General features: G+C 35.7%; 19 protein-coding genes. 14 read left to right on the top strand and 5 right to left on the bottom strand.

The features are described from left to right. Positions 1-157 precede the first annotated feature (157 nt). From GMD78_RS10485 to GMD78_RS10470, 4 genes are all read left to right on the top strand, one after another. Complete coding sequence (locus GMD78_RS10485) at positions 158-3,025, top strand: 2-oxoglutarate dehydrogenase E1 component (protein ID WP_343042246.1); 2,868 nt, start codon at positions 158-160, stop codon at positions 3,023-3,025. Further along, on the top strand, positions 3,012-4,280 hold the full coding sequence (gene odhB / locus GMD78_RS10480; RefSeq protein WP_343042245.1) for a 2-oxoglutarate dehydrogenase complex dihydrolipoyllysine-residue succinyltransferase: 1,269 nt from the start codon (positions 3,012-3,014) through the stop codon (positions 4,278-4,280). The genes GMD78_RS10485 and odhB overlap by 14 nt, the downstream gene beginning before the upstream one ends. Positions 4,281-4,931: 651 nt before the next feature. Beyond that, complete coding sequence (locus GMD78_RS10475) at positions 4,932-6,224, top strand: NCS2 family permease (protein WP_155668929.1); 1,293 nt, start codon at positions 4,932-4,934, stop codon at positions 6,222-6,224. Between the two features lie 208 nt (positions 6,225-6,432). Further along, the gene (locus GMD78_RS10470; RefSeq protein WP_343042244.1) at positions 6,433-7,620 is read left to right on the top strand and encodes a NupC/NupG family nucleoside CNT transporter; all 1,188 of its coding nucleotides are present in this window, start codon (positions 6,433-6,435) and stop codon (positions 7,618-7,620) included. 20 nt (positions 7,621-7,640) lie between these two features. On the opposite strand, the gene GMD78_RS10465 is transcribed toward GMD78_RS10470, so the two are convergent. After that, complete coding sequence (locus tag GMD78_RS10465) at positions 7,641-9,014, bottom strand: MATE family efflux transporter (protein WP_155668782.1); 1,374 nt, start codon at positions 9,012-9,014, stop codon at positions 7,641-7,643. A 192-nt stretch (positions 9,015-9,206) separates the two neighbouring features. On the opposite strand from GMD78_RS10465, the gene GMD78_RS10460 reads away from it, so the two are divergent. From GMD78_RS10460 to GMD78_RS10445, 4 genes are all read left to right on the top strand, one after another. Then, positions 9,207-10,280: an undecaprenyldiphospho-muramoylpentapeptide beta-N-acetylglucosaminyltransferase gene (locus GMD78_RS10460; RefSeq protein WP_155668927.1), complete on the top strand. Its 1,074-nt coding sequence runs from the start codon at positions 9,207-9,209 to the stop codon at positions 10,278-10,280. 503 nt (positions 10,281-10,783) lie between these two features. Further along, positions 10,784-11,776 (top strand): ABC transporter substrate-binding protein, encoded by a 993-nt coding sequence (locus GMD78_RS10455; RefSeq protein WP_155668781.1) that lies wholly within the window; start codon positions 10,784-10,786, stop codon positions 11,774-11,776. Positions 11,777-11,870: 94 nt separating this feature from the next. Further along, a complete protein-coding gene (locus GMD78_RS10450) occupies positions 11,871-12,728 on the top strand; it encodes an ABC transporter permease (RefSeq protein ID WP_155668780.1) in 858 nt (285 codons plus the stop codon). After that, positions 12,728-13,936, top strand: a complete 1,209-nt coding sequence (locus tag GMD78_RS10445) for a quaternary amine ABC transporter ATP-binding protein (protein ID WP_155668779.1) — start codon at positions 12,728-12,730, stop codon at positions 13,934-13,936. Before GMD78_RS10450 ends, GMD78_RS10445 begins: the two co-directional genes overlap by 1 nt. 35 nt (positions 13,937-13,971) lie before the next feature. Here GMD78_RS10445 and GMD78_RS10440 read toward each other — a convergent pair whose 3' ends face one another. The 3 genes from GMD78_RS10440 to GMD78_RS10430 are packed head-to-tail and all read right to left on the bottom strand — an operon-like array spanning position 13,972 to position 17,734. Beyond that, positions 13,972-15,105, bottom strand: coding sequence for a Ger(x)C family spore germination protein (locus GMD78_RS10440; protein ID WP_155668778.1), 1,134 nt, complete (start codon positions 15,103-15,105; stop codon positions 13,972-13,974). After that, on the bottom strand, positions 15,102-16,217 hold the full coding sequence (locus tag GMD78_RS10435; protein WP_155668777.1) for a GerAB/ArcD/ProY family transporter: 1,116 nt from the start codon (positions 16,215-16,217) through the stop codon (positions 15,102-15,104). The genes GMD78_RS10440 and GMD78_RS10435 overlap by 4 nt, the downstream gene beginning before the upstream one ends. Before the next feature lie 8 nt (positions 16,218-16,225). Next, on the bottom strand, positions 16,226-17,734 hold the full coding sequence (locus tag GMD78_RS10430; protein ID WP_155668776.1) for a spore germination protein: 1,509 nt from the start codon (positions 17,732-17,734) through the stop codon (positions 16,226-16,228). A 1,303-nt stretch (positions 17,735-19,037) separates the two neighbouring features. Between GMD78_RS10430 and GMD78_RS10425 the strand changes: the two genes are divergently transcribed. The 5 genes from GMD78_RS10425 (at position 19,038) to GMD78_RS10405 (ending at position 25,753) form a co-directional block, all read left to right on the top strand. Continuing rightward, positions 19,038-20,789 (top strand): ABC transporter ATP-binding protein, encoded by a 1,752-nt coding sequence (locus tag GMD78_RS10425; RefSeq protein WP_343042243.1) that lies wholly within the window; start codon positions 19,038-19,040, stop codon positions 20,787-20,789. After that, a complete protein-coding gene (locus tag GMD78_RS10420) occupies positions 20,789-22,822 on the top strand; it encodes an ABC transporter ATP-binding protein (protein WP_155668775.1) in 2,034 nt (677 codons plus the stop codon). Before GMD78_RS10425 ends, GMD78_RS10420 begins: the two co-directional genes overlap by 1 nt. A gap of 27 nt (positions 22,823-22,849) precedes the next feature. Further along, positions 22,850-23,674, top strand: a complete 825-nt coding sequence (locus GMD78_RS10415; protein WP_155668774.1) for a S1C family serine protease — start codon at positions 22,850-22,852, stop codon at positions 23,672-23,674. 199 nt (positions 23,675-23,873) lie between these two features. After that, a complete protein-coding gene (gene sigI / locus GMD78_RS10410) occupies positions 23,874-24,608 on the top strand; it encodes an RNA polymerase sigma-I factor (protein WP_155668773.1) in 735 nt (244 codons plus the stop codon). Next, a complete protein-coding gene (locus GMD78_RS10405) occupies positions 24,605-25,753 on the top strand; it encodes an anti-sigma-I factor RsgI family protein (protein WP_155668772.1) in 1,149 nt (382 codons plus the stop codon). The genes sigI and GMD78_RS10405 overlap by 4 nt, the downstream gene beginning before the upstream one ends. A 35-nt stretch (positions 25,754-25,788) precedes the next feature. On the opposite strand, the gene GMD78_RS10400 is transcribed toward GMD78_RS10405, so the two are convergent. Further along, positions 25,789-26,025 (bottom strand): YhdB family protein, encoded by a 237-nt coding sequence (locus tag GMD78_RS10400; protein ID WP_155668771.1) that lies wholly within the window; start codon positions 26,023-26,025, stop codon positions 25,789-25,791. A 170-nt stretch (positions 26,026-26,195) separates the two neighbouring features. Between GMD78_RS10400 and GMD78_RS10395 the strand changes: the two genes are divergently transcribed. Next, on the top strand, positions 26,196-26,870 hold the full coding sequence (locus GMD78_RS10395; RefSeq protein ID WP_155668770.1) for a YhcN/YlaJ family sporulation lipoprotein: 675 nt from the start codon (positions 26,196-26,198) through the stop codon (positions 26,868-26,870). Positions 26,871-26,972: the final 102 nt, after the last annotated feature.

Here is a 26,972-nt window from a genome sequence, read left to right as displayed (position 1 = left end):
TGAAAATAATTTGCATAATCCAACCAAGATATATTGTTCTCTTACGTAAAATAAGGTATATTAGTTGATGAAGTGATTCCTGAGTTCTATAATGGGAAATAATGAATTTAAAACCGTTTACAACGGAGAAAGTTAACTTCAAATGGGGGTATAAGACGTGGCACAGAATGAAGAATCTGCAGAAAGATTCTGGGGAGAATTTTATGGTCCAAACATGGGGTATGTAGAGGAACAATATGAGTTATATAAAGAGGACCCTCAAGCAGTTGATCCATCGATTAAAGAATTATTCGATCAGTACGGGGCTCCGGATTGGTTGTATCAAACAAAAGGTGTGATACAAGAAAATTCTCAATCTACTTCTATAAAAGATGTGAAGAAACTTACCTCAGCAATGAAACTTGTTGAGGCTATTCGTCGTTTTGGTCATTTGGAGGCGGATATTTATGCAGTTGGACTGCAAAAGGAACGCACATCTGACTTGGTAGATCCAAAAACATATGGTTTAAATGATGAAGATTTAAGATCTATCCCAGCAACTTGGTTATGGGAAAAAGCACCTAACAATGTCACAAATGGTTTAGATGTTGTTAAGGAATTGAAAAAGTATTATACAGGTACGATTACGTTCGAATATGATCATGTTAATAATGAGGATGAACGTGATTGGTTATTAAATGTAATTGAATCAGGTGAAGCGCGCCTAGATTTATCAAATGAAGAGAAAAAACAATTATTAGACCGTCTAGCACAGGTTGAAGGATTTGAAGGATTCTTATCTAAAACATTTGTCGGACAAAAACGTTTCTCCATTGAAGGATTAGAATCCATGGTGCCGATGCTTGATGGAATTGTAAAATATGCAATCCAAGATAGAGTAGAAAATATTATGATGGGAATGGCTCACCGAGGAAGATTAAGTGTGTTAGCACATGTACTCGGTAAACCTATGGATAAGATTTTTTCTGAGTTCCATCATTCACCGAATAAAGAGTTAATTCCTTCTGAAGGTTCAAGGGGAATCAATTATGGTTGGACTGGTGATGTTAAATATCACTTTGGTGCTGTAAAAGAAGTGGTAGACGGGGAGGAAACAACTACACGAATTGCCTTGGCGCATAACCCGTCGCATCTTGAGTTTGTAAATCCAGTGGTAGAAGGGTTTGCTCGTGCAGCACAAGATGATCGATCAACATCTGGATATCCAAAACAAGATGTCAATAAGGCGATTCCTGTATTAATTCACGGGGATGCAGCATTTATTGGTGAAGGGGTAGTAGCTGAAACCTTGAATTTAGCTAATCTACCTGGATATTCAACAGGTGGTACACTACATATCATTGCAAATAACTTAGTAGGGTACACAACAGATCAAGAGGATGGCCGTTCAACTCGCTATGCAAGTGATTTAGCGAAGGGATTTGAAATACCAATTATTCATGTAAATGCTGACGATCCAGTTGCTTGTGTGTCGGCTATTAAAGTTGCATATGAATACCGTAAAAAATTCAATAAAGATTTTCTTATTGACTTAGTTGGTTACCGTCGTTATGGACATAACGAAATGGATGAGCCAAGAATGACTCAGCCTAAATTATATAAGGAAATCGATAGACACCCTACAGCAGCAAATGTATTTGCGAACGTATTAGCGGAAAAGGGTATCGTTTCTGAAGCTGAATTTAATCAAATGAAGGATCAAGTTGAAAGTAAACTGAAAGAAGTTTATAACAGCATGAAAGAAAATAATGCTCGTAAAGTTGAGTGTCAACCGATTCCTGAAGCATTGAATGCAGATTTAAATCAATTTGATACAGCAGTTTCACTAGAAAAACTTGAAGCTTTAAATGAGGGAATGTTAAAACGTCCGGAAGGTTTTAACGAAAATAAGAAGTTAAGTAGAATATTAAAGCGACGTAAAGATGCTCTTAAAGACGGCAATAAAGCTGACTGGGGTGCAGGTGAGGCGTTAGCTTATGCATCGATTTTACAGGACGGAATTCCAATTCGTTTAACAGGGCAGGATTCAGAACGTGGTACGTTTGCTCATCGTCATGCAGTATTAAATGATACGGAGACGAATGAAAAATATTGTATTATGCATGGCTTAGATGATGTGAATGCCTCCTTTGATATTCGTAATAGCCCATTGTCTGAAGCAGGAGTACTTGGGTTTGAGTATGGATATAGTGTTCACTCACCAAACACGCTCGTACTTTGGGAAGCTCAATTTGGTGATTTCGCAAACGCAGCTCAAGTAGTGTTTGATCAGTTCATCTCCGCAGCTCGTGCGAAGTGGGGCGATAAATCAAATATGGTTATGTTGTTACCACATGGTTATGAAGGGCAAGGTCCGGAGCATTCTAGTGCTAGACTTGAGCGATTCTTACAAATGGCAGCTGAAAATAACTGGATTGTAGCTTATGTTACATCATCTGCACAGTTTTTCCATGTTCTTCGAAGACAGGCAGCGTTACGCGGACGTGAAGAAGCACGCCCGCTAGTAATCATGACACCTAAGAGTAGTTTGTTACGTAACCAAATGATTGCTTCGGAAGCGAAGGAATTTACGGAAGGAAAATTTCAATCATTACGTAATCAACCAAACCTTAAAGTAAGCAAGAAAAATGCGAAGCGATTATTAGTTGGTAGTGGAAAAATAATGGTTGATATTGAAGAAGCTATATTAAATTCAGAAGAAAAATTTGACTGGCTACGTGCTGTAAGAGTAGAGCAAATTTATCCATTCCCGAAAAAGGAATTGGAAAAAGTAGTAAAAGAACTTCCGAATTTAGAGGAAATTGTCTGGGTACAAGAAGAGCCTAAAAATATGGGAGCTTGGGATTTTGTAGATGACTACTTGAGAGATTTATTACAAGAAGGTCAAACATTACGCTACATTGGTCGTCCAAAGCGATCAGCACCAGCTGTTGGGGAACCAAATGTTCATAAACACGAGCAACAACAAATTATACAACAAGCAATTAACTTGAGCTTAGGAGGAGATTCTAGTGAAAGAAATTAAAGTACCAGAACTAGCTGAGTCCATAACAGAAGGAACAATTGCCGAATGGTTAGTAAAAGTAGGGGATAAAGTTGAAAAAGGAGACCCTGTTGTTGAACTTGAAACAGATAAAGTTAATGTAGAAGTAAATGCAGAGGTTTCTGGAGTTCTGACTGAAGTTGTTCGCGAAGAGGGAGATGACGTCGAAGTTGGAGACGTGATCGGAAAAGTAAGTGAAGAAGGGGAAGCAACAGCAGATTCACCTGCTCCTGAGGCAACGCCAAAAGAAGAAGTAAAAGAAGAACCAAAAGTAGAAGAAAAAACAGAAGCAGCTCCACCAAAAGAAGAGGTGCAAGAAGAGTCATCTAAGCATGATGTGATTGCATCCCCTGCAGCAAGAAAGAGAGCTCGTGAATTAAACATTGATCTTAGCGCTATTACTCCACGTGATCCTTTAGGAAGAGTTCGTCCAGAAGATGTGGATGCTGCAGCTAAAGCAGCTAATGAGCCAAAAGCAGAAGCAAAACCAGCTAAAAAAGAAGAACCAAAGTCTGTGGAAAAAACAGAGTTTGATAAACCAGTTGAACGAGTGAAAATGACTCGTCGTCGTCAAACAATTGCTAATCGCTTAGTAGAAGCACAGCAAACAGCTGCAATGTTAACTACATTTAATGAAGTAGACTTAACTAATGTAATGAAGCTTCGTAGTGAGCGTAAAGAAAAATTCGTGGATAAACATGGGGTAAAACTTGGTTTCATGTCATTCTTTACGAAGGCAGTTGTTGGTGCTTTGAAAGACTTCCCACTATTAAATGCGGAAATCCAAGGTAATGAAATAGTCATTAAGAAATTTTATGATATTGGTATTGCCGTTTCTACTGATGATGGATTAGTTGTACCAGTAGTACGTGATGCTGATCGTCTAGACTTTGCTGGTGTTGAACGCGAGATTGCAAACCTTGGTAAAAAAGCTCGGGATAAAGCATTAGGATTAAATGATCTTCAAGGTGGAACATTTACTATTACGAATGGTGGAACATTCGGTTCTATGCTATCTACTCCAATCTTAAATGCACCACAGGTAGGTATTTTAGGGATGCATAACATTCAAAAACGTGCGGTAGTAATGCCGGATGATTCGATTGAAGTTCGTCCAATGATGTACCTAGCACTATCTTATGACCACCGTATTGTTGATGGAAAAGAAGCAGTACAATTCCTAGTACGTGTAAAACAACTACTAGAAGATCCTTATGATCTATTGTTAGAAGGTTAATACGAAATTTATTTTAGAAACCTCGTAATGATGATATGTCATTGCGAGGTTTTTTTGATGTTTGGACAGATGTTTTTACTCAGTAATAATGAATATTTACATAGAATAAACGGCAACATATAGCTCAAACACTCCGAAAATACATTTCGCTTTCACATCCAGTACAATGGAGACATCCCGTTTAATCAGCTTCTATTCGATTTTACAGTTGCTTGGGTTAATACTTCGTAGGCTAAGTTAGTAGACACAAGTGTATCTATGTGGGTCTCCCCCGATGCCTTCCTAGTCCAGCGGGAACAGCATGTGTCTGAAGTACCGTAGTGAGGCTGGAGCTATATGATGAAAGGTAGTCACGGACAAATTGAATGCAAAATGTGAGAAAACGTCCATGAGGGAGATTAACCTTCCTTGCTCCCTTGTGCTGAGGAAACTCTTGCGAAGCGTTACTATAAGACACATGTGCAGTTTCGTTTTGTCCAGGAGGGAGCCGTGACAGTGGAAACCACCTACATATAGCTAGAAATTATGTAGATATTACTCGGTTATTGCCAGGAGAAATCATAAAAATAAGTGAAAATCATTGAAAAAGGAGTTAAAAACGAATATTATAGTATTTGTTGTAATTATTATTCGGAAAGAATGGTGTTTTTAATGAGTAATTTCTTTAAACTAAAACAAAATAATACAGATATCCGAACAGAAATTACTGCTGGAGTGACGACCTTTTTGACTATGGTTTATATTGTCGTTGTAAATCCTGCAATTCTTTCTTCTGCCGGAGTTCCGTTTGATCAAGTATTTATGGCAACGGTGATTGCTGCCGTTGTTGGTACACTTTTTATGGCTTTGTTTGCGAACTATCCTATTGCAATTGCACCAGGAATGGGGTTAAATGCTTATTTTGCAAGTGTTGTAGGTGCACAAGGGTTATCCTATCAAATTGTGTTTGGTGCTGTATTTTTAGCAGGTCTTATATTTATCCTTTTAAGTCTTACAAAACTTAGAGAAACATTAATTGAAGCAATACCAGCTTCACTGAAATATGGAATAACCTCTGGTATAGGGTTATTTATCGCTTTTGTTGGATTAAGAAACTCAGGAATTGTTGTTCCAAACGAAGAGACTATTGTTGGAATGGGCGATTTACATGATCCAATGATCATTCTTACTATAGTAGGTCTATTTGTAACAATCATTTTGTACGTATTGAATGTAAAAGGCGCTTTATTCTTAGGAATGATTGTAACTGGTATAATTGCCTATATGTCAGGGCAGTTAAATTTTACTGAGGGATTTGTTTCTGTGCCACCATCACCTGTTTTCTTCGATATCGATATTGCGGGTGTGTTTACACACGGACTTTACACAGTAGTTTTCGCGTTTTTATTAGTCACAATATTTGATACAACTGGAACAATGATTGGAGTAGCTGAACAAGCTGGTTTTATGAAAAATGGAAAGATGCCACGGGCTAAACAAGCTTTACTAGCGGATGCTACAGCAACAACAGTTGGATCTACGTTTGGTACCAGTCCTTCTACAGCTTATATAGAGTCTACATCAGGTGTAGCAGCTGGTGGAAGAACTGGATTAACTTCAGTAGTTGTTGCAGTATTATTTTTCCTTTCGATCTTCTTTACTCCAGTTATTAGTGTCATATCGAGTATCCCTGCAATTACTGCACCAGTCCTTATTATTGTAGGAACTTTTATGATGGAAGGATTATCAAGAATTGCCTGGAAGTCATTTGATGAGGCATTTCCAGCGTTTGCGATTATACTGACAATGCCATTTACGTCAAGTATTGCAACAGGGATAGCAATCGGATTTATTACGTACCCTGTCCTAAAGCTTGCTAGAGGTAAAGGTAAAGAAGTACATTGGTTACTCTATGTATTTGGTATTATTTTCTTGATTCAAATGATTTATTTCCCAGCACATTAATATGATAATGGCTTAAGCCTAGACCTTTTGTGGTCTAGGCTTCTGTTTTTTCTGTGGTAAAAACAACTGATATAGGAAATAACTAACTTAGAAATAAAAAAAGATTATTTTTATGGTTGAAAGACGTCTGACAACCTGTTAAAATGCAAAAGTGAGTTATTTTTTATGTAAGCATTTTCAATTATAATATTTTAAGGAGGCTACATCCGTGGATAAACTTCTAGGTTTATTAGCAATCATTGTCGTCCTCGGACTAGCATTCTTGATGTCAAATGATAAGAAAAGAATCAATTATAAAGGCATCGGGATTATGTTGGTTGCACAATTATTAACGACTTGGTTCATGTTCACGACTAAAATTGGACAAGCAATTATTAATGGTATTTCTGCTGGTTTCAATAAATTGATTGAATTTGGTTCAGAGGGAGTAAGTTTTATTCTTGGAGGAGTATTAAGTGGAGAAGGTGGCGTATTCTTCTTTGATGTATTATTACTTATCATCTTCTTTGCTACTATTCTTTCGGTGTTAACTTATCTAAGAATTTTACCAACGATTATTAAATATCTTGGTGGTATTATTTCTAAAATTACAGGGCTTCCAAAAGTGGAATCCTTCAATGCAGTGAATAGTATCTTTTTTGGGCAATCAGAAGCATTAATTGCTATTCGATCACAGTTCCATCATTTAAATAATAATCGACTATATATAGTAAGTGCTTCTGCAATGGGATCGGTATCTGCATCTATTGTAGGTGCATATTTGCAAATGCTTCCACCACAATACGTATTGGTAGCATTACCACTAAATATGTTTAGTGCTTTAATTCTTGCATCCGTGATCGCACCAGTAAATGTTCCAAAAGAAGAAGATCACGTTGATATTAAAGATGTATCAAATGATAAAAGTATTTTTGAGGCGATGGCTAATGGTGCACTTGAAGGTGGAAAAATAGCATTAATTGTTGCTGCTATGCTTGTAGCATTTATTGCTTCTTTAGAATTGGTAAACTGGATTATTCAATTAGTATTTGTAGGAACAACATTACAAGAAATTTTAGGTTATATTATTGCACCTATCGGTATTCTAATGGGGATTGCACCAGGGGAAGTTATTGAGGCAGGAGCTGTTATGGGGACTAAGATTGTTACCAACGAATTTGTGGCTATGCTTCAATTTGAAACCATGATTGGAGATCTTTCAGAGAAAACAGTTGGTATTGTTTCTGTATTCTTAACAAGCTTTGCAAACTTCTCTTCGATTGGTATTATAGCTGGTACTGTTCAGGGTATTGATAGTAAGAAAGCTGGAAAAGTTTCAGGCTTCGGTATGAAATTGTTGATCGGTGCGACACTTGCATCTATCTTATCAGCAACAATGGTAGGATTATTCCTATAATAAAAAACTCATCTCCAGTCTTATGCTGGAGATGAGTTTTTTGGTTTTTCAACCTGGTACCTTTTTTGAAGTTGGAACAATCTAAACAATAATGCGACTGCTCCACTACTTAATCCAATAATAATACCGACCCAATATCCGAAAGGCTCAAGTGCAGTGTAATTCGCAAGGAACCACCCGCTAGGAAGACCGATGATCCAAAATGATACAAACGCAATTACTAGTGTCGTGTTTACATCCTTATACCCACGTAACGCCCCTTGGATAGGTGCGCCGAATGCATCTGCCAATTGATAGAAAATAGCAAAGTAAATAAATTGCTTCGTTAACTCAATTACATCTGGGTTTGTATTATACAAACGGGCAACAAAGTCATCAAATAATAATAAAATTATACCGTTAAATATTGCAATAAATACACCACCGCTGATGCCGATTAATCCGTATGTTCGAGCATCCTTTAAACGATTGGCACCAACCTCAAATCCTATTGCGATTGTTAATGCCATTCCTACACTTAATGGAATCATATATAAGAGTGATGCGAAGTTCATTGCTGCTTGATGAGCTGCAATTGTATTGGTACTATAGACACTCATAAGTAATGTCACAGCTGAAAATATGCTTGTTTCAAAGAAAATAGCAAATCCAATCGGAATTCCAATTTTTAATTGTTCCCACCATTCAACAAAGGCAGGTTTAACCCAATTCGAAAATATATTATACCTTTGAAATGGTCGTATTCTTTTTAGAATAATTATAGCAATCACACTAACGAGCCAGTACGAAATTGCTGTAGCGATTCCAGAACCAATACCTCCAAAAGCAGGAAAGCCAAGTTTTCCAAAGATGAAAACATAGTTGAAAAATAAATTGATTGGTAATGAAATTAAAATAATTATCATAGATATACGTGTTTGCCCTAACGCGTCAATGAAACAACGTAGCGTATTAAATATAAATAATGGAATAATACCTGTACTTAACGTAATCAGATAGAATTTTGCAATATGTCGTACACTAGGTTCTAAGTCCATCGCGTTTAATATAGGATTAAGGATGAATGCGCCAATGATGATAACAGTTAGTGCAAGTGCTGTTGCTAAGTACATTCCTTGTTGTATTTTTTTTGGCACATCTTTAGTTGCATTTGCTCCGATCAACTGGGCGATAATAGGAGTAATTGCTAAAAGAATTCCATTTATTCCAGTAAAAATTGGTACCCAAAGACTTGAACCAATGGCTACACCAGCTAAATCTTCAGCACCGGCACGCCCCGACATTACCGTATCAAAAAAGTTCATTAAATACATGCTCAACTGAGTAATCAGGATAGGTAAGCTAATAATGGTAAATAGTTTAAATTTTTCTTTCAGTGTTTTTGTTTCATACATATAAAACTTCCTTTTTTATCTGATAAGAAAACTTTCTCATCTTACATACGTGTGACTAAGATTTTCATCATAAAACTTGACGAAAGTCAATTTTTCTAATATTTTCTAATAGGATAGAGGAGTGATTATTTAAATTCATATAAATGATATTATACGACTTTATGAAGCAATGTGAAAGAGAGGCATCTTATGATGAAAAGAAAACGAATTCTCTTTACCGGTGGAGGAACTGCCGGCCATGTAATTGTTAATTTAGCATTGATACCTGTCTTTCAACGAGAAGGATGGGAAATTGATTATATTGGTTCAAAAGATGGTATTGAACGGACGCTGGTTGAGCAATTGAATGATGTTACATATTATCCAATCTCGACTGGAAAACTAAGACGTTATATGTCTAAGGAAAACTTTAAAGATCCTTTCAAAGTATTAAAGGGTACACTAGAGGCTGCCAGGATTATCGGAAAGAGAAAGCCCAAGATTATTTTCTCAAAAGGTGGGTTTGTATCGGTTCCAGTCGTCTTAGCCTCAAAAATGCGCGGTGTACCTGCTGTTATCCACGAATCTGATTATACTCCAGGTTTGGCAAATAAGATAGCAATTCCTTTTGCAAAAAAAGTATTAGCTACCTTCCCTGAAACAATGGAATATTTACCTGATAAAAAGGCCGAATATGTTGGAGCCGTAATTCGTGAAGAACTATTTGATGGAGATCAGGAAAAAGGATTGGCGTTATGTAATTTTAACCGTGGAAAGCCTGTGCTACTAATCATGGGGGGAAGCGGTGGAGCAGTAAAAATCAATGAAACTGTAAGAGAAAGCCTAGATACGTTATTACCACAATTTCAAATTATTCACATCTGTGGTCAAGGTAAATTGGACCCTACAGTTAAACGTGATGGGTACGCTCAATTTGAATATGTGAATGAGGATTTAAAGGATATTTTTGCTGCAACCGATTTTGTGCTTTCTCGCGCAGGTTCAAATGCGATTTTTGAATTCTTAGCACTGTGCCTACCGATGTTATTAATACCATTATCCAAAGAAGCAAGTAGAGGAGATCAAATAATTAACGCAAATTCTTTCGAAGAGAAAAAATATGCACGTGTTTTACAAGAAGAGGAGCTTACAAAGGATACGTTAATAAAGGAACTAGAGATGTTGAAAAGGCAAGCTCCGGTTATGTTAGATTACATGAAAAAGTACCAAAGTGAAAAATCCCGTGACCGCGTAATTGAAATTATAAAGGAATATAGTAAAAAATAATGATATGCTCCTCCTTAAGGTAGACAGGTTATAAATAAATCTTGTTTATCTAAGGGGGATTTTTCTTTGTAAAAGGGAAAAGCATAGCATATGCAGATTTATATTTAAGTTTAATCTCCATAATGTTATGTTTTTTTATTTCCAATAATTGTATTTCTAAGCAAATCAAGAGAATAATAGAGTTATAGAGAGGAATTATCGCAATAATGCCATAATGTTGTTGATATGTTATCTAAACAATAAGAAATCCATAATAATCCCATAATATCCGCAATTAGTGCGTTTGATAAATATCGACAAATTCGATAACCTTAATGATGTTGCAATCATGATCACATAATCTTCACTTCCACTATTTTCTTCATCACCTATAAGCACGCCTTATTATTATCAAAAATACATTATCATTTTTACATTTTTTATAACTTCATAGTGTGATGAGAGATTAGGGAAATCATCATGGATTTGCTGAGATTAAAAACTTTTAGAGAAGGGGATATAAGATGAAAAAATTAGTAGCTCTTTTAGGTGTACTATTACTTACAATACTAGCAGCATGTGGTTCAGACACTGAGGGAGAAATAGATACAATCGTTCTAGGTGATGCTGGTTGGGATAGCATTCGTGTACATAATAGTATTGCCCAAACCATAATGGAAGAAGGGTTTGGATATGATACAGAAGTAACTTCGGGGTCAACCGCGGCTACTGTACAGGGACATCGTGATGGAGATATTAATGTTTACATGGAAATTTGGACAGATAACATTAAAGAGGTTTATGAAGAAGCAACAGAAGCTGGTGATTTCGAAACTGTTTCTGTGAACTTTGATGATAATAATCAAGGATTATATGTTCCAACGTATGTTATTGAAGGAGATCCAGAGCGTGGAATTGAGCCAATGGCGCCAGAATTAAGAACAGTAGAAGATTTAAAGAAATATCCAGAAGTATTTGAAGATCCAGAGGACCCTGGTCGAGGACGTATTATTAACGCTCCAAGTGGTTGGGCAGTTGCAGAAACTATTGATGAAAAATTTGAAGTATATGGTTTAGATGAAACAATGAATAACTTTATGCCAGGTTCTGATTCGGCTGCAGTTGCTGATTTAGTAGATGCATATGAAGCAGGACGAGCGTGGGTTGGTTATTATTGGTCACCAACATTAGTAACAGCAAAATATGATCTAACATTGTTAGAAGAACCAGAGTATGATGAAGAAATTTGGAATGAAACAAGAGGAACAGAGTTTCCACCAAATGATGTAGTTGTAACGGTTCATAAAGACTTTCCAGAACAAGCACCTGATGTTTATGAGTTTCTACAAAACTATGAAACTAGTAGTGAGTTAACAGAGGAAGCATTAGTTTATATGGATGAAAATGATGCAGAACCTGAAGAAGCTGCAAAATGGTGGATGGAAGAACATGAAGATATTTGGACTAGCTGGGTATCAGAAGATATCGCTGAAAAAGTAAAAGATGCTCTAAATTAATTATATGAGCAGCTGGCCATTTGGTTAGCTGCTTTTCTAAATTAATAAAATATAGTAAAGAGAGGTGTAATGGCTGCCAAGTAGCAGTCTGCCAATGGGGAATTTTCCGGATATAACCACCAATATTGGTGGTTTCGTAAAAAACTTAGTAGATTTTTTAGATGATAAACTAGAACTGTTTTTTGATTTTATCTTTTTTATTTCTTCACGCACAATTAATGGGATTGAGGAAGTACTTGTTTGGATGCCGTGGTGGAGCTTTATTTTAATTATTTTCTTATTAGGCTGGTATTTTAAATCGTTCTTCTCCGGTATACTTTACGGCTTCTTTATCTTTTTAATTGGAACGTTTGGTTTATGGGAAGATATGATGACGACGATTGCAATTATACTGACGTCAGTGATTATTTGCTTAATTTTAGGGATTCCATTAGGTGTTTGGATGGCATTTAATAAAGGGTTCTCCAATGTAATGCGACCATTGCTTGATGCGATGCAGACGATGCCAAGTTTCGTATATCTTATTCCTGCAATATTTTTCTTCGGACTAGGAAATGTATCTGCAATTTTTGCGACTTTAATCTACGCATTACCTCCAGTAATTCGCTTGACTGAACTTGCAATTCGTGGAGTTGATAAGGAAGTAATTGAGTCAGCACAGTCATTCGGATCATCTAGATGGCAAATGCTGAAGAAAGTTCAACTACCTCAAGCACTACCTACCATTATGGCCGGCGTGAACCAAACAACTATGATGGCGTTAGCTATGGTTGTTATCGCATCTATGGTTGGTGCACAAGGTCTAGGTGAGCAAGTTCTTGTGGCTATTAACCGAATTGACATTTCTTTAGGATTTGAAGCGGGTATTAGTATCGTATTCTTAGCTATTATTATTGATCGTATTACAAATGGGGTAGCTGGTAAGTTTCAAAAGCATAGGGGGGTAAGCTAATGACTACCAAGATAAAACTAGAAAATGTTTCTAAAATATTTGGACCTAAACCAAAATCTGTGATCCCTATGATCAAAGATGGTAAGTCAAAAGAAGAAATCTTAGCTGAAACGAATCATACGGTTGGTGTTTATGATGCTTCATTAGATATTAAAAAAGGGGAAGTATTTGTTATTATGGGGCTTTCTGGTAGTGGAAAATCGACACTAATTCGTTGCTTTAATCTACTAAACAAGCCAACAACAGGTTCTATTTTTATTGATGATGTAGATATTGTTTCTGCAGATAAGACTCTTCTTAAACAAATTCGCCAAGAAAAAATTGCTATGGTTTTTCAGCATTTTGGTTTGTTTAGCCATCGTACCATTCTTTCCAATGTGGAGTATGGACTTGAAGTTCGCAATGTACCAAAGGAAGAACGTCGAGACATAGCTATGAAGAACATTGAAATAGTAGGATTAAAAGGGTATGAAGATAAATATCCGGATGAATTATCAGGTGGAATGCAGCAACGTGTTGGACTTGCACGTGCACTTGCGAATGATCCCGATGTGTTGTTAATGGATGAACCATTTAGTGCACTTGATCCATTAATCCGGCGTGAAATGCAATTAGAGCTTTTAGATATTCAAGAAAGATTACAAAAAACGATTATCTTTATTACGCACGATGTCAATGAGGCTTTTAAGCTAGGGGATCGTGTTGCGGTTATGAAGGATGGACATGTTGTTCAGGTTGGGACTCCTGAAGAAATTATAGAAAGTCCAGCAAATGATTATATTACAGAGTTTATAAAAGATATTGATCGTTCAAAAGTGTTCCAAGCAGAGCATATAATGATTAAACCAAATGCATTAGTTTCTACAAAAGATGGAGTAAAGGTTGCCATAAAAGAAATGAAAGAAAACGGAATATCTTCGGTGTTTGTTGTTGATCGTAGTCGACAAGTAAAAGGAATAGTCACGATTGATGATGCAATTGCAGCGGTTAAAGAGAAAAAGACTTTAGAAGATATATTACGTGATGATTATTCTGTTGTGAACAAAGACGAATATATTAATGATCTTATTCCTAAAGCACTTGAATCGAAGTATCCACTTGCGGTTGTTAATGATGAAGATAAATTAGTTGGTTTTATTCTACGTGTGCATGTGCTATCAGGTTTAGTTTCAGAAGATGTAGAAGAAAGTGATCAATATTTTAATTAACAAAAAAACTGGCTGATTGATCGGCCAGTTTTTTGCTATATATTAATCGTACCGTGTCTTGTTATTCTTGTGTTTACTTTAAATTCAACGTTAATGTCGGGATATATTTCCTTCCATTCTTTTGGTTCAAGTTTTCCGTCATCCGTATTAATTCGGTAGATAATGCCATAACCGAAGGGATCTGCTTTCATTTCTTGTAACTGCTGCATAATATCCTCATAACGGGATGAGATCTTCTTCTCTATCTCTTTTTCGATTGCCTTAATTGATTCAGGGTTGTCTAAATCTATTTGGTCTGAGAGTTCTACTAGAGAAAGATCCATATTTATCTCTGTTATAAAAGATAACTCATCCTTTTTATCTTGTTTAATTTTACTTTTTCCCTTTTCAATGGTGTAGGCTGTATGAATACTATCTTCCTTAGGCTCTTTAACAAAAAAATCACGAAGAGGCTCTGTAGGGAGAGTTATTTCTAGAGTTCTTGCCTCTACTCGTCTTGTCATCAGATTAAACAATTCTAATTCTTCAATCGGAAGCGTACCTACTTGTTTATCTTCACTGAATATAGCAATGGAATTAATCTCTGGAACATCTAAATCCCCAATGGAAAACACAGGTAAAATAGGATCTTTACCAGCCATATTAGCAGTAGTTCCGAATTCCTGTAAAGTTACTTTAGGAAAATAGTTATTCGCAGCACTTTCTTCTATAACTCCTTGTAAGTATTGACCAATATTGGTGGTTATTTTTTTGGGTGGTGTCATAAGGATTTCTTTTGCAGTTGTATCACTTACTGTCAAATACACTCTGTCAGGTACCCTAGCATCACGTTTCAATGTGTCAAGAAATGGAGTAAGACCATCCTTGGCAACCTCTGCTCCGTAAACTTCAACCTGTAATTTTCCGGGAACTAATTTATAGTCTGATTCATTACTAGCATGATTGATCGTACCCTTTATAGTACTACCTCTACCCGTAACAATCTTCGTGAATTCTTCTGATTGTGCTTGAAATTGAAAAATAGCCATCGTGGCATCGATTTGTCCATCATCGCTAACATCAATTCCTCTAGAATGAATAATTGCCAATTTTTCGAGTTGATTAGACTCAATACAACTTGTTAGTAGACCCATAAGGAAGATTAATATAATACTGATTTTTTTAATCATTTTGCAGCACTTCCTTTATTCTTTCTCCACTTTTTTTTGATGATTACTAAGGGAAAAAGTATTAATGGATAGACAAATATGATCCAAAAGCTAACTTGGGAAACATAATCAGTAATAATTGAGATATGATGTTCATATTCCATGAAACTTACGATTACTAGAAAAATGACGGAAAATACATACACTGATATTCGTTGTGGGACTTTGTATAAACGTTTTACACCATAGGTTATTGCCCACATTAAAACTACTATGTTAGGTAGAATAACCATGACCCACTCGACGATTACAATATAATCTAATCGTTCAAAAAAGGTTAGAGAAACACTTTTAAATAATATTAATACAGACCAATCTACATGTTCTAATCCTTTGTGAGAAAAGTAGCCAATTGAAATAACGGTTGTTACCATCAAAATAAATGTCGTAAATGCGAGACCAAGTAAGGCTGGTAGTTTTATTTTTTCTTTATTTTGGATAAATGGGTATATGAGAAATAGAATCTCAAACCCTGCTAAAGTATAGGTAGTCGCACGAGCTCCTTTTAATAATTCGGGTACAGTGGCCTGAAACATTGGTAATAGGTTTGTCCATTCCATCCTCGTTATTGGGTCATAAAATAGGAGTATTAACCAAAAGGTTAAGAAGAAAAATATAAAAGTCACACCTACAACAACCCTAATTCCACCAAAAACAGCATAGATGGTTAAAAATAATAACATCGCTCCAAGTGTAAAATTAGGGAATGTGTGGTAAAGGAATATTTTAACAACTTGACTGTAGGTAAGTAGAATCGATAACAAACTGGAAGCAAGATATAAAACATATAATGTACCTAGTATAGTCCCAATCCATTTTCCGAACACATCGGTCTGAATGCCAAAAATATCAGCATTTTCGTACTGTTTTAGTATTGTTATCATCACTAAAACAACTATGGACATAAATACAAAAGCGATCAGTATGGAGACCCAAGAGTCTTGTCTGGCTTCTGTAAATATGAATCTTGGAGCACCCATTATCCCTACTCCTATCTGGGTACCTACAATAACATAGAATAAATAAAATGCTTTAATTTGTACATTTGATTTAACATTAACATTTATATCCATATAGGCACCTACTCATCAATGTCACGTTTTTTTGTCGCATCTTTTTTGCTGAAACGGATTAGATCCTTTGGTCGATAGGACTGAGCTCGGTTATACGTATAGTTAAATGGAGTACGGAAAAAAACCTTATTAAAATCGTGTAATTTTAATGGATATAATGGCACAAGGTAAGGTCTTCCTAATGATGTTAGACGTAATAAATGAATAATTAACCAGCATATACCAAATATGATTCCAAGAAATCCTAAAAATCCTGCAAGAATCATCATTGGAAAGCGGATTAATCGAATAGTTGTACCAAATAAATAACTAGGAATCGTAAAGGATGATAGTGCACTCATTGCTACGACGATAATTAGAATATTACTTGTAATACCAGCTTCTACAGCTGCAGTTCCTACTACGATACCTCCTACAATACCCATGGTTTGGCCAACTTTAGTTGGTAGTCTTGCACCAGCTTCCCGTAAGAGTTCAAGTAAAAACTCTAAAATTAAGGCTTCAATTATTGGTGGAAATGGTACAGCAGCTCTTGATTGTCCAATCGTTAATAAAATTTGTGTAGGTATGATTGTATATTGATACGTAGCAGCTGCTATATACATTGGTGTTACCAAAATCGAGAAAATAACGGCAATAAATCTTAATATCCGTAAAAAGGTTCCTGCTTGCCATCTCATATATAAGTCTTCGGTCGTTTCCAAAAAACTATATAGAGTTGCTGGAGCAATGAACCCAGACGGGCTATTTTCCACTAGTATGCCAATCTTTCCTTTTTTAACTGCATAGGTAAATCTATCAGGTAACTCCGTATGGTCAAATTGAGGAAATAAATTGGTTTGTGAATCTTCTAGATATTGTTTTAAGACGACACTGTCTTCAATCTCATCCACATCTAACTCTTGAAGGCGCTGTCGCACCGTGTTCACATCTTCTTCATTAGCAATGGATTTCATATATACTAATCGGATATCATGTGGCATTGTTTTTCCTATTTTGAATTCTTCTAGGACCAAATCAGTAGATTTAATGCGCCACCTTACAATATTCAAATTGGTAGCTAATGATTCCGTAAATGAAATCTTAGGGCCGAGAACAAGAGATTCAGTCTCTGCTTTCTCGAGTGATCTGCTCTCTTTGTGAAGTAGTAAGTAGGATATAGCTTCCTCTTCGCCTTCCGCGTAGATGAATACTTCCCCTATAACAAGTTTTTTCAATATATCTTCGAATGAAGAAATTTTAGTACCAGAATTTATTGGTATTTCATTTAGAATGGAGTCATTCGTCCATTCTTTTTTCATGCCTAACAAAGGAACTAATAGAGCCTGCTGTAATTTATCTGAAGAAACTTGATAGTCAATGAAAAATACTGCAATCTTTTGTCCTTGTTGATCATATTTAGAAAACTTTAAATCAGGATTGTTTTCAAATTTACTGGATAAAGTTTTTTCCAATTCATCGATTGTGATTGGGAAAATGGAATCTTTCTTGTTTTTAGAACCATGTCTTCTTCGCATTAGAACCTCCAAAACGAATAACTAGTAGTTTGTAGTATGTGTAATTATGAAATAAATTATGAAATAGTTGGAATAAATGGTGAGAAAAAGCACAAAGTGTCAAATGAAAGAAGAAGTATTTATTTTGATTAGTTTGTCGCTGAATGTAAAATTTGAAGTAACTTAAAATGGTGATTAATGCGTATATGCCGCTCCGAAAATACACTTCGCTTTCCGCGGGCGGCTGGTGAGCTTCCTCGTGCTGTCGCACTGCGGGATCTCACCGATGCCTGTGCTCCCGCAGGACAAGGAAAGCTACGTCAGCGTTTCATCGCACGCAGAAAAAGTGCTTTTCTTTTTCAAGGAGTCTTCGTGTATTTTCTCCGCTATTTTTGCAGTTTTTAATTATAGTGAAAATCTTCTTTTAATAAAGTAGGTCCTTTTATGTCTGGTAATTGAATCTGAGGGCAGTCGAACCCTCGAAAATAAAAATCAATTTTCTTCGTGGGATTTAATACTTTCGAAGTATTCCTTGGGCCTGCGATTACTTGGCCCACCGAAACCCTTTGTCCTGTGGGAACAGCACATGCCTGAAGACCTTGCAGTGTTGCTCCTGCGTCCTCTAGTATCGCTTCGTAGCATAGTTCCTCGGCGCAAAGGCAAAGAAGCGGATTAAAGATGATCCCTGGATGAGACCATGCCCACGGCAAAGTAGACACTGTGAAAGTAACTGGAAGGAGCTTGAACAGATGTCGCCCTTGTACTGGAAGTGAAAGCGAAGTATTCTGACGGAGCGATATTATAGGGCTTGTTAAAATCAGGGTGTTACAGCAAATGCTCAACAAAGTAACCGCGCAATTCTACATCAATTTTTCGTTAAGATTTATTGCCAGGAAAATGCAACGATCTTTTAGTAAAACACCAAAAAATAATTTTTTAGAAATTTTTTCTAAAAAATAGTTGACTAAAAATATTCTAAATAATATAATTGTTGGGAATCAAAAAATGAAAAGGAGGTTACAACAATGGAAAATAGAGTATTGCAAGAAAAAATGAACTTAATATGTATTGTGACCTTCGGAGAAACTGTATAATTTTTATACATAATTTATTGTCTTTTAAAGGTCACATCGTTCTGTGGCCTTTTTGTGTATATAAGTGAAGTAGGTATAGCTGTGTTCTCTCTATAACTCTAACCTTGCATACGTCGCAGGACGACGTATGCATTTTTTTATGCAAAAAACAAAAGGGGATTACGGGAAATGTAAGATTTAAATATTATTTTACGTAGAAAAACTTAGAAAGAGAGAAGAAGGTGATTTTTGTGTTTGAAGTATTTAAAAAGTTAGATTGGTTTTTTAAACATTATTGGAAGAGATATACGTTCGCAATTATTTCATTGATTATTGCTAGTGCTATCGGATTGATTCCTCCTAAGCTAGTGGGGTATGCAATCGATCACATTCAGTTTGAAACCTTAACAATGCAATTATTAGTCACATTAATAGTTGGGTATCTGTGCCTAATCGTTGTTCATTACGCTATTTCATTTTTATGGGATTACACATTATTTGGTGGAGCAGTTATCTTAGAACGATGGATTCGCAGCCGTTTAATGGACCATTTCTTAAAAATGACACCGACGTTCTATGGAAGAAATAAAACAGGTGACTTAATGGCAAGAAGTACAAATGATCTAAAGGCGATTGCTCAGACAGCCGGATTTGGAATATTGACATTAGTAGATTCTACAACGTTTATGTTTATGTTAATCGCGGTGATGGGATTTACGATTAGCTGGAAGTTGACCTTAGCTGCATTAATTCCACTACCAATTATGGCAATAGTAATGAATAAATATGGTGCTGCGATACACGCACGCTTTACAAAGGCACAAGCAGCTTTTGGAAATATGAACAATGAAGTATTGGAATCTATCCGAGGTGTACGCGTTATTCGTGCATTCGTACAAGAAAAACAAGATGCCAAAAGATTTAAAGAGATGACAGAGGACGTATACGATAAAAATATTGCTGTTGCTAAAATAGATGCTTTATTTGAGCCTACGATGAAAATACTTGTGGGGCTCTCTTATACCATTGGATTAGGGTATGGTGCATTATTGGTTTTTGAAAACCAAATAACATTAGGAGATTTAGTTACCTTTAATGTTTATCTTGGGATGTTAATTTGGCCAATGTTTGCTGTTGGGGAATTAATTAATGTATTACAGCGAGGGAATGCTTCTTTAGACCGTGTAAATGAGACAATGAATTATGTAGCGGATGTACAAAACCCGGAAAATCCAAAAACAGTAGCTTCGGTCGATACGATTGATTTTGATGATTTATCATTTTCATACCCAGAAACAGAGACAAATCAATTAAGCAATATTTCTCTACAAGTGAAGAAAGGGCAGACAATTGGTATTGTCGGAAAAACAGGTGCAGGTAAAACAACTTTATTTAAATTAATGCTGCGTCAGTATCCAGGAATTAACGGCAAAATTAAATACTCTGGTCAAAAAATTGAAGATATTAGTTTAGAACAGATACGTAATTGGATTGGATATGTTCCACAGGATCAGATGATGTTTTCAAAGACGATTCGAGAAAATATTCAATTTGGTAAAGAAGATGCAACAGATCAAGAAATATACCGGGTAATGGAATTAGCTCATTTCTTAGACGATATCAAACAACTGCCAAATGGATTAGATACCCAGGTAGGAGAAAGTGGGGTTACTTTATCTGGAGGACAAAAACAACGTGTTGCATTGGCTAGGGCTTTTATTAAAAAACCAGAGGTATTGATTCTTGATGATTCGATGTCTGCTGTTGATGGGAAAACAGAGGCAAAAATCATTGAGCATTTGCGACAAGAACGTAAAAACAAAACAACATTTATTGCCGCTCATCGAATGTCAGCTGTTACGCATGCGGACCATATTATCGTATTAGAAAATGGAAAAATCGTGGAAGAGGGTACACATGATCAGCTAATGAAAATAGGTGGGTGGTATAAAGAACAATACGAACAGCAACAAATGGGAAATGACGAGGAGGTGATCTCCTAATGAAGAAGAGATCAACAGAAAGACGGCTTTTACATTATGCATGGCAATTTAAACGTGGAATTTTGCTAGGAATCATGTGTTTAATCATTGCGACCACACTTGAACTAGCAGGTCCGTTAATTGCAAAAACAGTTATCGATGACCATATTCTTGGTATTGAAGGAAATTGGCATGAAGTTGAGGAGATCCATGATAAAAATACAGTATCTTTTAGGGATACCTATTATAAACGTGAGGATCGTTTAACGGACAATGATCAATCACTAGATGTTAACACTTTATTACAAATTGGAAGGGACTATTATTTTATTCAAGATGATGTTCCATTAAATGGAAAACGAACGGTGGATGATGGTTTACTTACGATAGAAACTGCTGATGGTAATGTAACATTTGAAGCAGAACGAATATCACTCTCTGAGGTTTATGGTTTCTTTAAACCGGAGCAAAGACCAATTCTTTTGTTACTAGGTCTATATATGGTATTACTCGTAATAGCTGGTTTTTTCCAATTTTATCAGACGTTTATTTTACAAAAAGCATCAAATCAAATTGTTAAAAAAATGCGTAATGATATATTTGCGCATACACAACGAATACCAATTGATTATTATGTCGATCAACCGGCAGGAAAAATAGTCGCACGTATTACAAACGATACGGAAGCAATTCGAGATTTATATGAACGAGTGCTTTCTATTGTAGTAACAAGCATGATTTATATGACAGGTATTTTTGTTGCTTTATTTATATTAGATGCCAAGCTTGCTGCATGGTGTTTATTGCTTATTCCATTAATCCTGGTTTGGATGAGAGTTTATAAATATTTCGGGTCAAAATATAACAAAGTAATTCGCTCTACCATCAGTGAAATTAATGGAAATATCAATGAAGCGATCCAAGGGATGCCAATTATTCAAGCATTTCGAAAAGAGAAGAAAACGAAAGAAGATTTTGAAGTACTAAATGAACGACATTTTACCTACCAACGAAAGCTTGTAAAATTAAGTGCGTTAACTTCTTTTAATTTAGTTACTGTATTTCGTAACCTTGCTTTTGTTGGGTTCATCTGGTATTTTGGTTCGTTTTCATTAGATCCTGGAAGTATTATTTCTATTGGTATGCTTTATGCGTTTGTTGATTATTTAACAAGACTTTTTGAGCCTGTTAATGATATTGTCAATCAACTTCCATTAATTGAACAGGCTAGAGTTGCAGGAGGAAGAGTATTTGAGCTGATGGACCTTGATGGAGAGGTTGTAGAGAATAAACCTGTTAATAGATATCAAGGGAATATTAAATTTGACCATGTTTCATTTGCTTATAAGGAAGATGAATATGTACTGAAGGATCTTTCATTAGAGGTGAAGGCAGGGGAGACAGCAGCATTTGTTGGTCATACGGGTTCTGGAAAAAGCTCGATCATGAATTTACTATTTCGTTTCTATGACCCACAAAAAGGGAAAATAACCATTGATGGTTTTGATACAGAAGAATGGTCGAGACAACAGGTTAGAAGTCATATGGGAATCGTGTTACAAGATCCATTTTTATTTTCTGGAACAATCGTAACAAACGTAACAATGAATGATCCTAGTATTTCTAGAGAAACTGCAATAAAGGCGCTGAAAACGGTTGGTGCAGATCGTTTTATCGAAAGATTGCCTAAAAAGTATGATGAAAAGGTAACAGAAGGAGGAAGTACTTTCTCGTTAGGGGAACGTCAATTAATTTCATTTGCTCGTGCATTAGCATTTGATCCAGCGATTCTAATTTTAGACGAAGCTACAGCGAATATTGATACAGAAACAGAAAGTATTATTCAGCATGCATTAGAAGTATTAAAGCAAGGAAGGACAACATTGGTTATTGCCCACAGATTATCAACGATCCAGCAAGCAGATACGATTTTTGTTCTAGAACATGGTAAAATAATAGAACAAGGAAATCATGAAAAACTGATTGCAGAAAAAGGTACGTATTATCAAATGTATCAAATGCAGCAAGGAAGTTCACAGCAAAAAGCAGTCTAGTGACATTCTACCAATGTGGGGTGGCTTATGGATAAAGAGGATCACAAGCACGATATTATTGATGAAGACCTATATGAAGAAATTGAAGACGAAGAGCTTTACGAGCTTGTACAAGAAGAAAAGAGAAAAGCTTTACAAAAAGCTGCATTAGAGAAAGATGATGGTATGAAATCAAAACGCCCATTTCCAAAGTGGGTGTTTTGGCTCATAGCTATTGCTATGTTTATGAATGTAGTTGCTATATTACCACAGACATTTTCAATACCAGCAATTGACTTTTTAATGACTTCGGCAAGACTTTCTGCACAGGAGGACATTCAAGCGTATAAACAGTCAGTAGTTGTTGTAGAAACAGGCGAGAGTAAAGGGACGGGTTTTTCGATTTCTGATGATGGGTTGATTGTTACCAATTATCATGTAGTGGACGGAGAAGATACAGTAACGATTGCCTTTCCTGAAAACGGATTATTTTCCGCCTCCGTAACAGAAACATATCCTGAGGTGGATTTGGCAGTCCTGCAAATAAATGACGCCGAAAACTTACCTTTTTTAGAGTTGGCTTCAGAGACAACATTTGATGTAGATGAGGAAATTTCCTTTATTGGTAATCCATTAGCATTCAACGGAATTGCTAATGAAGGCACTATTATTGGCTATACACAATTATCAAGCTGGGATGAACCAGTATTAATGCTTGAAGCTCCCGTTTACAGAGGGAATAGTGGTAGTCCAATTATTAACCAAAAAGGAAAGGTTATTGGAGTTGTGTTTGCGACTTTGAATGACGATGACCATGGTAAGGTTGGACTCTTTATCCCAATTGATTATTTTCATAAAAGATATGACGATTAAGTATAATTTTTAGAAGAGATCTTTCTCTTCTATTTTTTTGTCGAATTTAATCTTTTCTTAATGAAAATGTAAATAATTTGAGATAGCGAGTTGACAAGCTTTCATGTATATTTATATGTATATGGATATTTTTAATAACGACACCCAAATATTCACTTTGGGATACGAAATTTATAAAAGTCAGGGGTGTTCATAATCTATGGCCACTGTAAGAAATACAATTGAAGACATCCCGTTAGAAGAAATGGTTGCACTAGCCCAACAAGGAGACGAGTCTGTACAAAATTACCTATTACAGCAATATCAGCCGTTTATTGCTAAATGTGTCTCAGAAGTTTGCAAACGTTATATTGATCCAAAAAGGGATGATGAGTTTAGTATTGGACTTTCTGCGTTTAATGAATCAATAAAAACATACTCCGAAGATCGTGGTACTTCATTTTTAACCTTTGCAACATTAGTAATTAAACGCAAGGTTATCGATTATATTAGATACATGAAAAAGGGACCATCTTCTGTTTCGTTAGACGAAACGTATGACGAGGAACAAATGGAAAACCCGATGGAATATAGCGTAGTGAAGGATCAATACGAAAGGGAACAAGATTCTTGGTATCGTAGGCAAGAGATCTTAGATTTTAGTAAGAAGCTCTCTTCGTATAAATTATCACTAAAAGAATTGACAAAGGTTTCCCCTAAACATAAAGATTCTAGAGATACAGCTGTACGTATTGCCAGAATGATATATGATGATGTACAATTGCGTGAGTTCGTGAAAGAAAAGAAAAAACTTCCGATTAAAGAGCTATCCAAACAAGTGGAGGTAAGCAAAAAAACGTTGGAACGAAATAGAAAATTTATTCTTGCGATATTTATTGTTCTTGATGAGGATTATGTATATCTCCAAGACTACCTTAAGGGGGTGGGATGTTGAATAAGGGAATAGTAATGGAACATCAGCGGAATTATACGATTGTAATGACAAAGGACGGCTTATTTGAAAAAGCACATCCCGTCAGTAGTGAAATAGGTGAAGAAGTGCTATATGAGCCATTTACTTCTAAAAATTGGTTTCTAGATGGTTTATTAGCAATGAAAGAAAATGCTTTATCTTTTCGCGTTATAGCAATGGCATGTGTAATTACACTAATAATGATTCCAGTACTTACAATTATGAATCAAGATAAAGCATATGCTTATGTGGATATCGATATCAATCCTAGTGTTGAATTAGAAATTGATAAAGAATATCGTGTCTCTTCGATTAATCCTATAAATGAAGATGCTTCGATGATTGTACAGGAACTTGATCATGTGATAGGAAAAAAAGTAGAAACAGCAATTGAACTAGTCATTCAAGAGGCGGAGACAACAGGGCTATACAATCTTGATAGAAATGTTTTAGTCGGAATCAATTATGTGAAGGACGGGGATACAACCCTCGATGAACTCCTAGATGGTTATTTCTCTGAGGATCCTAATTTTGAATGGAATATTGTTACTATGCAAATTCCAACTGAAATAAGAGATGCAGCCAAAGAAATGAAGCGCTCCATGAACCAAGTTTTAGCAGAAACAATAGAGGAAGAATCTTCAGAAGAGATTGTTGAACTGGTAACAAATGATGAAAGAGAAATTATTCAATCTTTTTATAATGATACGGATGAAAGCCTTGTTATCGAAGAAAAATCTGATGAAGCTGAAGATGATCAAAATGCTAAAGAGAATAACGGTAAGAGCGACATCTCTAAGGATGATGAGGAACACCCTAGTGAGTTAAAAGGTGAGAATGGCAAGGTTAACTCTAGCGGCAAAAATATTGAGAATAATTCTAAAGTCAAAAATAGTGTAAACAAAAAAGATGATAATGCTAAGCCTAGTAATAGCCAAGCCGATAAAGCTAAGAAAAAGCAAAAAGATAAGGGTAAAGAACCAGGTAAACAAAAAGATAATAAACAAAAAAATAATAAGAAGAATGACAAAAAAAATAATAAAAAAAACGACCATAAAAACAATAAAAATAAGAACAACGGCAACAAGAGTAAAAATCATCCAAGCGAAAAAAACTATTGGAAATAAGGAAAGAGGAATGCATCGCATTCCTCTTTCTTTTTTTATACTTCCATAATCGCTGTTGGTGTGTATTTCATAGCGTGGTCTATATAATACAGAAGGTTGTCATGTGATTGTAAAATTTTTTGCTCATCCAGTGAGTAGTGGTAGGCATGTAAAAATTGTTGGATCTTCTTTGACAATAAATCATCATTGGTCCTTACCATTAATACAAGTAAATCATCCCATTGTCCCCATAACGTGTAATACAATGCTTTGTCATAATCTGGTATATCCATAAATTCCCCTCCTTAACATCCAAGGGTAATTATAGTTTCCCCGTATTATATATATATTTACTTAAACAAAAATGGTGTAGTTACCAATTTAAGGATTACAAATGATAAAAGAATAAACGATATTCCATGTTACATACTAACATCAAACGGGAAAGGGAGGTTTATAATTAATGAAGTGGAAAATTCTCAGTTTAGTCACTGCGTCTTTTATTTCGCTTGCAGCATGTCAAGCAGCAGATGAACAGGGACAACGCTACGATAATAATGATGCAAACAATAATATTGAACAAACCAGATTCGGTAATGGTTATAATACCGGTAATACAACGAACAACAATACTGGTGATAATTTCAACCGTGACCGTAACTATACAATGGATCGTGATATTGAAGAACGGAACAACCGTAATAATATCACGAATACACGAAACCAAAATAATCAAGGAAATCAACAAAATACTCGTTACGATGTTGCAGATGAAGCTTCTGACCAAATCACTAGTCAGATTGATGAAATTGAACGTGCGTATGTCCTAACAACTGACAACAACGCATATGTTGCTGCGGGATTAGATAACGGTGACCGTAGAAATTCACAATACAACAATCTTACGAAAAATAATAATAACCGTGGCGATGAATTAACAGATGAAGTAAAAGATCAAATTGGTGACATTGTTAAATCTGTTGATAACGACATCGATAATGTATATGTGTCAACTAACCCTGATTTCGTGGATTTAACGAACAACTATGTTAATGACATGAATAATGGGGAACCAATTGAAGGTTTTTTCGATCAGATGGGGAATATGATTGAACGTTTATTCCCACAAAATAGATAAAGTAATAAACGAGTGCTCGTAATTTAGGCACTCGTTTTTTGCTTAAATCGATAACATTTGGTATAGTTATACATATAATTCGTATTAAACAGAGTTGAATAC

The sequence above is a fragment of the Ornithinibacillus caprae genome (genome assembly GCF_009728145.1).
In the GTDB taxonomy this organism is placed as follows: domain Bacteria; phylum Bacillota; class Bacilli; order Bacillales; family Amphibacillaceae; genus Ornithinibacillus; species Ornithinibacillus caprae.
The sequence above is the reverse complement of the archived record's forward strand: the minus strand, read 5'-3'. Positions and strand labels throughout refer to the sequence as shown.

Excerpts from the sequence above, each read along its gene's own strand:
- GMD78_RS10475 (WP_155668929.1), top strand. The coding sequence starts at position 4,932 with ATGAGTAATTTCTTTAAACTAAAACAAAATAATACAGATATCCGAACA.
- GMD78_RS10465 (WP_155668782.1), bottom strand. The coding sequence starts at position 9,014 with ATGTATGAAACAAAAACACTGAAAGAAAAATTTAAACTATTTACCATT.
- GMD78_RS10460 (WP_155668927.1), top strand. The coding sequence starts at position 9,207 with ATGAAAAGAAAACGAATTCTCTTTACCGGTGGAGGAACTGCCGGCCAT.
- GMD78_RS10455 (WP_155668781.1), top strand. The coding sequence starts at position 10,784 with ATGAAAAAATTAGTAGCTCTTTTAGGTGTACTATTACTTACAATACTA.
- GMD78_RS10450 (WP_155668780.1), top strand. The coding sequence starts at position 11,871 with ATGGGGAATTTTCCGGATATAACCACCAATATTGGTGGTTTCGTAAAA.
- GMD78_RS10445 (WP_155668779.1), top strand. The coding sequence starts at position 12,728 with ATGACTACCAAGATAAAACTAGAAAATGTTTCTAAAATATTTGGACCT.
- GMD78_RS10440 (WP_155668778.1), bottom strand. The coding sequence starts at position 15,105 with ATGATTAAAAAAATCAGTATTATATTAATCTTCCTTATGGGTCTACTA.
- GMD78_RS10435 (WP_155668777.1), bottom strand. The coding sequence starts at position 16,217 with ATGGATATAAATGTTAATGTTAAATCAAATGTACAAATTAAAGCATTT.
- GMD78_RS10430 (WP_155668776.1), bottom strand. The coding sequence starts at position 17,734 with ATGCGAAGAAGACATGGTTCTAAAAACAAGAAAGATTCCATTTTCCCA.
- GMD78_RS10420 (WP_155668775.1), top strand. The coding sequence starts at position 20,789 with ATGAAGAAGAGATCAACAGAAAGACGGCTTTTACATTATGCATGGCAA.
- GMD78_RS10415 (WP_155668774.1), top strand. The coding sequence starts at position 22,850 with ATGGATAAAGAGGATCACAAGCACGATATTATTGATGAAGACCTATAT.
- sigI (WP_155668773.1), top strand. The coding sequence starts at position 23,874 with ATGGCCACTGTAAGAAATACAATTGAAGACATCCCGTTAGAAGAAATG.
- GMD78_RS10400 (WP_155668771.1), bottom strand. The coding sequence starts at position 26,025 with ATGGATATACCAGATTATGACAAAGCATTGTATTACACGTTATGGGGA.
- GMD78_RS10395 (WP_155668770.1), top strand. The coding sequence starts at position 26,196 with ATGAAGTGGAAAATTCTCAGTTTAGTCACTGCGTCTTTTATTTCGCTT.